At 58.1% G+C, this 11,953-nt stretch carries 12 protein-coding genes; 5 read left to right on the top strand and 7 right to left on the bottom strand.

Annotated elements, in window-relative coordinates; genetic code table 11:
• Positions 1–104 precede the first annotated feature (104 nt).
• Both ACYCFC_RS07175 and ACYCFC_RS07170 read left to right on the top strand, forming a co-directional pair.
• Positions 105–503, top strand: coding sequence for a Zn-ribbon domain-containing OB-fold protein (locus ACYCFC_RS07175; RefSeq protein WP_031310968.1), 399 nt, complete (start codon positions 105–107; stop codon positions 501–503).
• Positions 504–1,694 carry a thiolase family protein gene (locus ACYCFC_RS07170; protein WP_021207966.1) on the top strand — a complete coding sequence of 397 codons (1,191 nt, stop codon included), beginning with the start codon at positions 504–506 and terminating at the stop codon, positions 1,692–1,694.
• Positions 1,695–1,698: 4 nt separating this feature from the next.
• Here ACYCFC_RS07170 and ACYCFC_RS07165 read toward each other — a convergent pair whose 3' ends face one another.
• From ACYCFC_RS07165 to ACYCFC_RS07135, 7 genes are all read right to left on the bottom strand, one after another.
• Positions 1,699–2,493, bottom strand: coding sequence for an IclR family transcriptional regulator (locus tag ACYCFC_RS07165; protein ID WP_021207967.1), 795 nt, complete (start codon positions 2,491–2,493; stop codon positions 1,699–1,701).
• Between the two features lie 90 nt (positions 2,494–2,583).
• Entirely contained in the window at positions 2,584–4,170 is a 1,587-nt protein-coding gene (locus tag ACYCFC_RS07160) for an MFS transporter (protein WP_459653534.1), read from the bottom strand.
• A gap of 40 nt (positions 4,171–4,210) precedes the next feature.
• Positions 4,211–5,107 carry a fumarylacetoacetate hydrolase family protein gene (locus ACYCFC_RS07155; RefSeq protein ID WP_459653533.1) on the bottom strand — a complete coding sequence of 299 codons (897 nt, stop codon included), beginning with the start codon at positions 5,105–5,107 and terminating at the stop codon, positions 4,211–4,213.
• 1 nt (position 5,108) lies between these two features.
• Entirely contained in the window at positions 5,109–6,050 is a 942-nt protein-coding gene (locus ACYCFC_RS07150; protein WP_212619689.1) for a VOC family protein, read from the bottom strand.
• A gap of 61 nt (positions 6,051–6,111) precedes the next feature.
• On the bottom strand, positions 6,112–6,870 hold the full coding sequence (locus ACYCFC_RS07145) for an SDR family NAD(P)-dependent oxidoreductase (RefSeq protein WP_459653532.1): 759 nt from the start codon (positions 6,868–6,870) through the stop codon (positions 6,112–6,114).
• Positions 6,871–6,937: 67 nt separating this feature from the next.
• Positions 6,938–7,156: a ferredoxin gene (locus ACYCFC_RS07140; protein WP_021207972.1), complete on the bottom strand. Its 219-nt coding sequence runs from the start codon at positions 7,154–7,156 to the stop codon at positions 6,938–6,940.
• Between the two features lie 65 nt (positions 7,157–7,221).
• A complete protein-coding gene (locus ACYCFC_RS07135; RefSeq protein WP_459653531.1) occupies positions 7,222–8,895 on the bottom strand; it encodes a methyl-accepting chemotaxis protein in 1,674 nt (557 codons plus the stop codon).
• Between the two features lie 158 nt (positions 8,896–9,053).
• Here ACYCFC_RS07135 and ACYCFC_RS07130 point away from each other — a divergent pair, with 158 nt between their 5' ends.
• From ACYCFC_RS07130 to ACYCFC_RS07120, 3 genes are read left to right on the top strand one after another with little or no spacing between them, the layout of a single operon-like run.
• Entirely contained in the window at positions 9,054–10,322 is a 1,269-nt protein-coding gene (locus ACYCFC_RS07130) for an MFS transporter (RefSeq protein ID WP_459653530.1), read from the top strand.
• Positions 10,323–10,346: 24 nt separating this feature from the next.
• Positions 10,347–10,667 (top strand): 2Fe-2S iron-sulfur cluster-binding protein, encoded by a 321-nt coding sequence (locus tag ACYCFC_RS07125; RefSeq protein ID WP_021207975.1) that lies wholly within the window; start codon positions 10,347–10,349, stop codon positions 10,665–10,667.
• Between the two features lie 33 nt (positions 10,668–10,700).
• Positions 10,701–11,936, top strand: coding sequence for an NAD(P)/FAD-dependent oxidoreductase (locus tag ACYCFC_RS07120; RefSeq protein WP_313240987.1), 1,236 nt, complete (start codon positions 10,701–10,703; stop codon positions 11,934–11,936).
• Positions 11,937–11,953: the final 17 nt, after the last annotated feature.

Raw genomic sequence — 11,953 nt, 5'->3', positions numbered from 1 at the left:
CGCACCGCTCGGGGCAGTGCCAACTCGAAACGAAATATGACACTTTTCGATTTTATGTACAAATGATAACGTAACTGAAAGATGCGCACCTGGATGAAATGTCGATGCCTAGAAAACTACCCGCGCTGAACGCCGATACCCTCGCCTTCTGGCAGGGCGGCAAGCGAGGTGAACTGCTGATTCACCATTGCGAAGCATGTTCTCGGTTCTTTCATCCTCCCGGTCCCATATGTCCTCGCTGTGCCAGCTTCGAGGTCGGCCCACGCTCAGTCTCCGGTAAAGGTACGGTGGTGAGCTACACGCTTAACTACCAGCCATGGACCGCCGAACTCGACGTGCCGTACGTCGTAGCGATCATTGAATTGATCGAGCAGTCGGGTCTGCGCTTTGTCAGTAACGTTATCGGCATGGATCCGCAACAGGTGCATATCGACATGCCGGTCCGAGTCAGCTTCCTGAACGTCGAGGACGTCTGGCTGCCCATGTTCGAAAGGGATCAATGAATGTTCGATCGTCGATACGATAAACAAGTAGCCATCACCGGCATCGGACAGTCCGAAATCGGGCGGCCATCTTCGCTGTCAGCAATGCGTCTGACGCTTGACGCCTGCCTGGAAGCCATTACCGACGCAGGCCTAGAGCGTAGCGACATAGACGGCGTCGCGTGCTGGCCGGGGGACAACAATAACGGCGACCCCTTTTCTCCCGTTGGCCCCAGCGCGCTCAAAAGCGCACTGGGCCTGAACGTAAACTGGTTCGGTGCAGGCTATGAAGGCCCCGGCCCGCTTGCTGGCGTAATCAACGCAGCCATGGCCATCGAAGCAGGCCTGTGCAAACATGTGCTGGTATTTCGCACCATCACCGAAGCATCCGCCCGCATGTCGAACAAGCAGGCTGGCGCGCTCACCAACAAGACTCAGGGCCGCGACAGCAGCTTCGCATGGCAATGGTTCACGCCGTTCAACGTAATGTCCGGCATCAATCTAATGGCGCTCTATGCGCAGCGCCATTTTCATGAGTACGGCACACGACCCGAACAGCTGGCTCAGATAGCCCTGACCTGTCGCCGAAATGCGATGCGCAATCCCAAAGCGCTTTATCGAACGCCGATGACCATGGACGACTACATGGCATCGCGGATGATCTCGACTCCACTGCGTATGTTCGATTGCGACGTACATTGCGACGCATCCACCGCGATCGTGCTGTCACGGCGGGATGCCGCGCGCGACACCCGCAACTCTCCAATTCGCATCGAATCCATTGGTGCGGCCTTAAATCAGCCGTGGTCGTGGGATCAGATCTCGCTAACCCAGATGGCGGCCTTCGACGTAGGCCGGATGATGTGGGACCGCACCGACTATCGGCCACAGGATGTCGACTCCGTGCAGCTATACGACGGGTTTTCCATCCTCACCATGATCTGGCTGGAGGCGCTGGGACTTTGTCCGACCGGCGAAAGCGGCGCTTTCGTCGAAGGCGGTAAGCGTATCGCCCTGGACGGCGAGCTGCCCATCAATACCAACGGCGGCCAGCTCTCCGGCGGTCGCACCCACGGCCTGGGCTATGTGCATGAGGCCTGCCTGCAGCTTTGGGGGCGAGCCGAAGGGCGGCAAACTACGGAGAACCGCGTCTGTGCAGTGGCGGCTGGCGGTGGACCATTGGGCGGCAGCCTTTTGCTGGTCCGGGAGTAGTTACTTAGAAAAGAACGCCGGTCAGTTCGCTGCAGAATTCGACGAGAGCATCGCCCAATTCGGCGATGCCCTCTTCATCACGCTGACCGCGGAACATCACTGCCGAAACCGTAAAGTCAATGCTGCCGCCGGGGGAAAAAACAGGCGCGGCAACGGCCAGAATGCCCACGGAAAAATGGCCATCGTCTGTTGCCCAGCCTCGCTTCTGAGCCTCGCGTACCTCTTCCCGGTACATATCGAAAGGCAACGGTCGAGCCCAGCGGATGCTGTCGTACGTCGCGCGTATTTCGGGGCTGTCGAGATCGATCTGCGTAGCGAACAATCTGCCGCTGGCACCCATCAGCATCGGCAGACGTTGCCCTTCGGCCATATCGATTCGAACGTCCGTGGGGCTTGCCGCGGAACTGACGATCACAATGCGGTCCGCACCCAGGCGCCGCCACAACGTGACAGTGATGCTCTGCCTCGCAGCCAGGCTTTGCAATAACGGCTTCGCCAGTTGCACCCGCTGCCCCTGGGTGACCAACTGCTCAACGAGACGCGCCAGCCCTATCCCCGCCGAATAGCGCTTTGACATGAGATTGAAATCCACCACGTCTTCAGCGACCAATGTGCGCAGGATGTTAAAGCATGTGCTTGGATTGATTGAAAGCTGGCGTGCGATATCAACGGAGCGCTCAGGCGTACCGACTTGGCTCAGATGTCGTAAGATACGAATCGCATTAGACACCGGTTTGACAAGGACGGCACCGTTGGCCTTCTGCTGTTCACCTAGGTCTAAAATTTCATTGCTATTCATCAGATCCCTAACTCATGCTCGATTTAGATCTGCATTCTATACTGAGAATAAAACGCCGCAACTAATTCAGCATACGGATGCCTAGCGGTATTACTGATCGTTTACCGAAGGGGCTTGGTAGATGTAGCGGCGCGTTGCCAAAGTGTCACATCGGAATCGCTGCAAGCTATTTTCTCTAGACTCGTCACCTTTGGTGACTCTAGCCTGCTGGCGCAGATATTCGAGCCAGGACTCGACGATAAAACGCTCAACGTAAAGGTTTTTTTCACTCAGATCGCGGTAAAGCCGCCAGTTCTGTGCCCCGTTTCGCCGTCTGGATTGGCCGACCTCATAGGCCGTGCGCACGAAAATGCCATGTTCGGCATCATTGACTCGGTAGCTGATTTCCACAGACACCGGACCATCGGAGTGAGAAACATCGCGTGCCAGCACCAGCTTGTCGGTCTGCTGTGCTTCAGCGAAATCAGCTTCGTTACCCAACTCGATTGGGCCATTACGGGTGATGAGAAGCCCCAACAGAATAGTCGCGGCAGAAATGATGAGCGCGTTATTGAGTCCTATATATTCTGCCAACGCCCCCCACAAAACCCCGCCCAGCGCCATGGCTCCCATAAGCATTAGCAGGTACACCGAAGCGACCCGGGCGCGCACCCAGTTCGCCGCGTAGGTTTGCACGACCGTGGAGATGGTCGCATTCACGGCCATCCAGCCCATGCCAGCGAAGATCAGCATCGCGCACACGACGTAACGGTTATGCGTTAGGGCAGCAGCAAGTGTTGCAGCTGCAAAAGCGATCGCGCCTGAGGCAATGAGCGTGCGCAACGTAAATCGGCGATACAGCTTCGTTAGATTGAGAGCAGCTACCACTGCTCCTCCGCCCATGAATGCCATGAGCAAGCCATAGCCGCCAGCGTCCATGTCGAGCTCTTCCTTGGCTACCAGAGGCATCAGCGCCCAAAGTGCGCTGGCGCAACTGGTAAAAACGAACACCTGTTTCAAAGCATTGAACAAGACTGACGAGTGCCGGATATAGCGCAAACCGCTGCGCATGCCGCCGCTAAAGGTTTCCGGTGGCAGGTCATGCGCCTGCCGGCTCGATTTCAAGGTGAGAATAAACAGGATCACGGCCGTCATGCACAGTGCAATCACCAGAAACACCGATGCCGCGTTCCAGTATGCGATCAGCACGCCGGCAATGGCCGGCCCCAATGCCCTAGCGGCATTGGTCGCGATGCCATTCAGCGATACTGCGGCCGGAACCTCACTTCGCGGCAACACATCAACGATGGTCACCATCCACGCGGACATTCCCAACGCGCTGCCAGTACCCAGAACAAATGTCAGCAAAAGCAGCGTCCAGGCACCCAGTAGGCCACTGTAGGCAAGCAGACATAGCACTGCGGCCGCGCCGAGCATCGTCGCCTGCGTTACGATCAGCCAGCGGCGGCGATCCACCAGATCGGCGATCACTCCACCTGGCAGGCCGAACAAAAAGACCGGTAGCGTCATCGCCGTCTGTACCAGCGAGACCATCAGCGGTGACGACGACAGCGTCGTCATGATCCAGGCCGCACCGACCGTTTGCATCCAGATGGCCAGGTTTACGACAGCAGCAGCAAACCAGAGGCCTCGGAATACTCGGTGACGGAACGGAATCCAGGGTGATCCCTCTTTCATTGCTGCTCCTTCACACAAGGCTGCGAACGATGGGCGCCACTTAGCCTATAACGGCACCACCCGCAGGCAGCCCAAGCCGGCCCACCTTGCGTGCAGCATGCAGCTCGCGCCGCTCACCGACGCGGTTGCACAGTTGCCCAACGCCCTCGATTCGGGCATCGATCGCATCGCCGGGTTTTAGGAAGTTGCCCGTTTCCAGCGCCACGCCATGCGTCGAGCCAGTAAAAACCATATCCCCTGGGCGAAGCGTTATTCGTGCATCGAGGTAATTCAGAAGCTCGTCCACCAGGAAAATCATGTTTCCGGTGTTGTCCTGCTGACGCTGTTCACCATTAACGCTCAGTTGCAGATTCAGTGCCGGCTGACCGGGACCACCGAGCTCATCGAGCGTAACTATCCAAGGACCTATCGGAGTAGTGCGATCCATGGCCTTTTGCGTAAGCAGGTCGAGACGACCGATCTGCCGGCCCGCATCTCGCGCACTGATGTCGTTGCCAACCGTATAGCCGAGCAAGCACGCGCTCGCCTGCGGCTCGTCCAGTAGAGGACGGGCGACCACGGCGACCAGCTCGACTTCATAGTCGAGCTCACCCGTCACGGCCGGAAACTGAATGTCTTCACCCGCGCCAACCAGAGCTGATTCCGGAATCAAATACGCCAGGGTATGTGCCGGCGCTTTGCTACCTAGCCGCTCGAGATGGCTCAGATAGTTGAGGCCAACGCCGAAAATCCGCCCGCCAGGCTGAAGTGGCGGTAGCAGGCGGCACGCTGCTAGAGGAATCCACTCAGCGTCGAGGTCCAGCGCCGCTTCCCCTTGCTCGCCAAGCGACGGTGCCCATTCGCTGAAAGGCGCCCGAATGGCCCGCAGGCAAACGCTATTGGCATCCAGCAAGGCCCAAAAGGCCTCGCCGGCAACTTCCACGCGCGCGATGCGCATCTCAGCGCTTGCTGGCCAAGTATTCCGGATCGAGTACCTCTTCAGGCGTTTTCACGCTCGGCCCGAGGATGGGGCCAACCATTTCATGCCCCCATACGCTCAATACTTCTGGATTGAGTTCGAACGGATCGCCCTGCCACGGCTCGATCTCGGCAATGGTCTCGATGGCAAAGCCCGAAGGCGTGAAATGGTAGAAGGACACGTGCGGGTCCTGGGTATGCTGGCCGAGCGTCATCATCATTGGCAGCTCACGTTTACGCACGATGTCGTAGGTCTCGCCAACGTCGCGGATGCTGCTGACAACGATGCCGACATGCTGTACACCCATACGCCCCGGCCCGAAACCATATGCGATGTCATGGCTGGTGTGATGGTTCAGCTTGGAACGGAAAAAGCCGGTGCGACCCTTGCCAGCGCCTGCGCCATACCAGCTGAAGCCCATCACGTTGATCAGGAAATTCTCGAGTTCGGGGCCGTATTCCGGCGTGATCACCACGACGTGCCCAGCACCGCGCTCGTTGGCAACGAAGCCACCATGGCAGCGCCCCGGCATGAAGGAGCGTGGCGTCCATTTTTGTGCGTAAAATAGTTCATGCTGATAGCCGACCGGATCGCGAAAACGGATCAGCTCGCGCACGCCGCGCTTCTCGCAAAGCTCCGCGTCGCCGCGGGTGAACTCAACGCCGGCAGCGGTGAATTTCTTCAACGCATCCTCGAAGGCCATCCGTCCTATCGCTTCCCAGCCTATATAGGCGAGACGGTCGACCTTACCGGGGTGGAAGGCAAAACGATGGCGGCGATCGTCGATCTTGAAATAAAGCGAATCGGGGTCGCTCTCGGGACTGCGGCCGATTCCGAAGCCCATGACGTTTGGACCATAGTCACGCCACTCATCGAGTTTAGTGGTTTCGAAGCCCATGTAACCGATGCCGATTATATCCACGAGAATTCACCTCTTTGTTGTTCTAGGTTCACGGGCGCCACCGGTGCCCGCACGGGCGCTGCTAGATTGCAAGCAGACCGCCGTCTATGACGAAATCCGACCCGGTAATGAACGAGGCCTCACTAGAAGCCACAAACAGTGCCATGGCGACCACCTCTTCAGGCTCACCGGGACGATCCATTAGTACGCCATCTAGCAACGCTGCACGCGCTTCCGGATTTTCCAGAAATGCTCGGGTACCAGGCGTCGCAACGAATCCGGGGCTGAGGCTGACAGCTCGTATGCCAACCGGCGCACCTTCCACCGCGAGCTGGCGGGTAAAGGACACCACCGCACCCTTCGCAGCCGAATGCGCCGATATACCGGCGACCTTGGAGCCGCCCCAAGCTGCAGTGGATGAAATATTGATAATCACGCCACGCTGCTCGGCAAGATGATGCCAAGCGTATTTGGTGGTGTAGAACAGCAGGTCCAACTCGTTCCGGATGGTGTAGTGCCAGTCATCGATCGACATCTCGTTAACCGCACCAAAACGCGCGGCCGAAGCGTTGTTATATAGGATGTCGATGCGACCGTGCTCGGCCACGGCGGCGTCGATCCAGGCCTTGGCCTGTTCGTGGTCGCCAAGATCCAGCGGAGCCATGCCATATAAGCGCAAACCCTGCTCCTGCATCAGCGCAGCGGTTTCCTCATGCGCCGGCCCATTGAAGTCGCAGCCGACCACAATGGCGCCTTCTTGAGCGAAACGCAGTGCGGCTGCCCTGCCCTGCCCACCACCAGTACCGGTGATCAGCGCAACCTTGTTCTGTAAGCGACCCACCATTGCTGTCCTCCCGATACCCCGTTCTGCCTAGTCCTAACTACCAGCGCCTAGGCCGATTCGTAGTTCATTTGATTTCTTCGAGCCAAATCGCTTCGGCGGGGCAAGCGGCCGCACCCTCGCGGGCTTCTTCTTCGAGCTCTACGGGAACAAGATCACTATCGAGATACACAAGACCATCTGCATCGAGCTTGTAGATGCTCGGGCAGACTGACGCGCACAGACCATATCCACAGCAGCGGCTACGGTCAGCAACCACTTTGAATTGTACTTTTTCTGAACTCATTTCTTGTCTCCTTATCAGGTCCAGCTACCACCGATAATGAACACTTATCGATTTTTTGTACATTATTATTTTGAACATTCCATCGCTTCAGATTCGAAGCTGAAACGGCCCACCGCAAGGTTGAGTTCCTGTGAAAGCTCGCGAAGCCCCGCAACAGCGCTTGCAACACTGTGAGTGATCGCATCCCCCTCGCCAGCCATACGCGCTATGCGCTCAACATTCGAGGCTATATCACGCCCACCCTCACTTTGAGCCTTGACTGCCCTTGCGATCTCATCGACGCCGCGCGTGGAATCCCCTACCAGCGCAGCTGCCTGTTGCAGCGTGCTCTCAAGTTCCATGAGAAGCTTGCTGCTATCATCCAGCGCGACAGTACCAGCCTGCAGCGCTTGGTCGACCACTCCAGACTGATCATCCAGCTTCAAGGTGAGGTCATTGATCGAATTCGCTGCCAAAGCAGAGCGTTGCGCTAGATTCCTCACCTCATCGGCAACCACGCTGAAGCCGCGTCCGCTCTCGCCTGCACGAGCCGCCTCTATCGCCGCGTTCAATGCAAGAAGGTTGGTCTGAGCCGACAATTCCTTTACCTGCGTGATGCTCGCAGTGATTGCCGATGTGCTCTCAACGAAATCACCCACCGATCCGCGGATGGCGGCGAAGGCCTGGCGCACGCTCTCTATTTCTCGAAGCAGTCGCGTCAGGGTAGAGTGCCCCGCCTCGGCCCCCTTCAGGCTGGCATCGGCGGAACTGCGCAGTTCCTGCGCATGAGACGATATCGAGGCGATGCCAGTGCTCATTTGCTCGACCGTAGCGGACACCTCCGTCACAGCGGAGGATTGACTGGCCGAACTCTGCGCGACCTGCGTTGACGTCACAACCAGCTCCTCCGCCGAAGCCCCCACTGCTGCTGCCACGCTCGCCACGCGGCGCACCGCCTGCTGAAAGCTCTCGATCAGCTCGTTGAACGCTTGGCCTGTATGGGCGATTTCATCACGACCGATGATTCGTACACGCTGAGTCAGATCGCCATCGCGCAGCTTTATCGACGCGTGCTCGATTACACGGATGGATCGGACAATTTGGCCCCGTAACATGACGCTCGCAAGCAAGGAAACCGCGATTGCAGCCAACAGCACGCCGGCGAGCACTTCCACTACGGTTTTTACCCGGTCGCTGGCACCGGTAAACGCTGCAGAGGTGAGCTCCTCCTGCAGGGTCAGCAAACGGCTGAACTGCCCGGAAAGACTGTTGAAATCCGCACGTACAATCCCAAGAAGCGATACCGCTTGCGGTGGGTAGCTCAGGGCAGCCTGTTTCATGTCCGCCAAACCGTGCGCATAAATTTCCGCTTGTTCCCGCAAGGTCTGGTAAGCAGTCTGCTCATCCTCGACAAGCCGTGTTTCTTTCGCCGCCGTGTCAAGCAGGCTTAGCATCTCAGCGGAACTCAAATCCATCTCTACCAGATAGAACTCCAGCTCCTCACTTGAAGCCTGCCCATTGGACTCGAGAATTCGGACCACCATGGCGTACGCGTTGATCATCGCCGCCTGGGAAGCCGCAGACGTTTCAAGAACCCGTTTGTATTGTTGAAATCGCAACTGGTCTATTTCATCTATCACGGCCTGCTGCTTTTCCAGCCCCTGGTAGGCGACGCCCGAGAGGACGACTAGCGAGACGATGAAAAAAAGCGGAAGCAACAGGAGCTTCGCTCCAATGGTGAAGCGGCCCAGGGTTGGCATGATGATTCCCATCTTGTTGTTTTAAGTTTGAGGCTCTCTATGGCTAGACAGGCTGCCACAGTCGCTTTATTCTCAATACAGTATTTGATTTCATATTAAGAATTCAACAGTGCGACGCGTTTCGCTTGGCTCAACAAAATCTATAAGGAAGCCAAACCATGCCCCCTTCGAAGAACGAAGTGGCGATCGATACCCTCGAATTTCGCCAGAGCTGGAAAATACTGATTCTCGCCGTGGCGGGCGTCGCAATCAGTATCAACGCGGCACTTCTCTATGGCTTCGGTACCCTCGTCGTACCGCTGGGCGATGCCTTTGGCTGGAGCAAGAGTGAGCTTCAAGCAAGCATCACCTTTCTGTTCGGTGGCGCGGTCATTTCGCTGCAGCTAGTCGGCTGGTTCAACCTTCGCTACGGCATGAAGCGGGTCACCGTCGCTTCCCTGCTGCTGCTCTCTCTCGGCTACCTAGCAACCACGTTGCTCACTGGATCTATCTGGTCGCTGTATTTCGCTTTCGCCGCACTACCCATTCTTGGCATGGGTGCGCTGGCAGTCACCTGGACCCAATTGCTCAGCCTGTGGTACGACCGCAACCGTGGGCTGGCTCTGGCGATCGGGTTGTCCGGCACAGGCATCACGGCCGCAACCATTCCCCCATTGATGGCCTGGGGGATCGGCCAATGGGACTGGCGCGCCGCGTTCATAATTCTAGCTTTGCTCAATCTGCTGGTACTGCTTCCGCTTATCCTACTGTGGTTAAAGGTTCCAGGCGCTGCCGGGGCCCAGCCAGACAAAAGGGAGGCCGATCTACAGAAACTGCCCGGCATGTCCTTCCGCAAAGGTATGACCTCGCGAAAGTTCTGGACCTGCAACCTCGCGCTCGGGCTGGTGATTTCCTCGATCGTGGGAATGGTCACCAGCACGGTACCGATGCTGCAGTCCAGAGGGTTGTCGGCAAGCGATGCGAATTTGATCTTCAGCGGCTTTGGCTTTTCGCTTATTTTCGGTCGCATGCTGATCGGCTATTTACTCGACCGTGTGTGGCCGCCCGGAATATCGGCCATCAGCCTGGCGCTTCCAGCCATCGGATGTGCGATCTATCTCAGCGGAACGGGGGAGTTTTCTTCACTGCTGCTGGCCGCGGTGCTCGTCGGCTTTGGCGCCGGGGCGGAGTTCGATATAGCCGCATTCCTGATCGCACGCTATTTCGGTCTGCGCGAATACGGCCGGCTGTTCGGCGTGCATCAAGGCTTGAACACCGTGGCCTCTGCTCTCGCCCCGTTGCTGTTCGCGTACATGCTGAGCACCACCGGAAATTACAACGCCATGCTGCTCTATTCAGCCGCCTGTTGCCTCGTTGGCCCGCTGTTGCTGCTTACATTGGGGCGAACACCGCGCTTTGCCGCGTTGCCCATGCTGACCCATCCCTGACCCACAATAAAAACGGAGCAGACCATGCCTACCTTGATCTTTATCGAACACAACGGCACGCAACATCAGGTTAGCGGTGCCATCGGTCAGTCGGTGATGCAGGCCGCAACCTTTGCCTCGGTTCCCGGACTTCCGGCGGACTGCGGTGGAGCCTGCGCATGCGCGACGTGTCACGCTTACGTCGAAGAAGCGTGGATGCAAAGACTTCCTGCCGCCGAAGGCATGGAGTCGGACATGCTGGACTATGCGTTCGAGCGGCGCGAGAACAGCCGGTTGACCTGTCAGCTGGTGATCAGCGAAGCCATGGACGGGTTGGTTATCCACCTGCCCGAGTCCCAATTCTAAGCGCCGAATGCTAGCGTAATTCAAGGAGGTCTTATGTCACTCGCCTCGGTAGTGATCATCGGTGCCGGCCACGCCGGCTTTCAGGTAGCTGCCTCGCTGCGTCAGGAAGGCTATGACGGAAAAATCACCCTAATCGGTGATGAGCCAGGCCTGCCCTATCAGCGGCCGCCTCTGTCCAAGGCCTACCTGCTCGGCAAGATCACCGAGACGAGTCTGCTCTTCCGTCCTGCCGAATTCTTCGACACTCAACGTATCGAGCTGTTGCATGACCAGGCCACGGCGATAGACCGTTTGAACCGCAGGGTATTGCTCGCTTCCGGCGCCGTTGCCACCTACGACCATCTGGTGCTTGCCACCGGCGCGCACAATCGTCCGCTGCCCGTTCCTGGTGCCGAACTGGAGGGTGTTTTCGGCATCAAGGCCAAGGCCGATGCTGATGTGCTGGCGCCGCTGGTAAAGGAAGCGCGAAATGTCGTCGTGGTTGGCGCCGGCTTTATCGGCCTCGAATTCGCAGCAGTCGCAGCAGCCCTAGGCGCTACCGTGCATGTGCTGGAACTGGGGGATCGTCCCATGGCTCGCGCGCTGTCGCGAGAAATGTCGGAGGTATTCCGGGATGCGCATGAGAATTGGGGTGTCCATTTTGACTTTCGTCAGGGCTTGGCACGCGTCGTCGGGGACAACGGACGGGTATGCGCGGTAGAAACCTCCGATGGCCGTACGCTGCCGGCCGACCTCGTGGTCTTCGGCATCGGCGTGATCCCCAACGTTCAACTGGCGACCGAAGCAGGCTTGCAGATCGAAAACGGCATCAAGGTCGACGCCAACCTGCTCACCGTAGACCCGCAGATTTCCGCCCTTGGCGATGCCGCTTGCTTCCCCTGCCTGCACAACGATGAACAGCCGACCCGGCTCGAGTCGGTGCAGAACGCCGTCGATCAGGGTCGCTGCATTGCGGCGCGACTGATGGGCAAGCCCGCGCCCTACTCCGCCTTACCGTGGTTCTGGACAGATCAGGGCAACCTAAAGTTGCAGATCGCCGGGCTCTCGACCGGTTATGACAGCACTGTGGTTCTAGGCTCGATCGAGGCGCGTGAAGTATCGGTGCTGTGTTTCCGCAATCAACATCTGGTCGCAGTTGAGTCCTGCAATCGCATGGGCGATCACATGGCGGCACGCAAGATTCTTGCCCGGCCGCCCAAGCTCACCCCACAGACAGCAGCTGCCGAAGGCTTCGATCTGAAAGCCTGGGAAGCGGCCAATCGCGACTGAGCCGGGATGGCGCACAG

The sequence above is a fragment of the Stutzerimonas sp. NM35 genome (genome assembly GCF_054604355.1).
The sequence above is the reverse complement of the archived record's forward strand: the minus strand, read 5'-3'. Positions and strand labels throughout refer to the sequence as shown.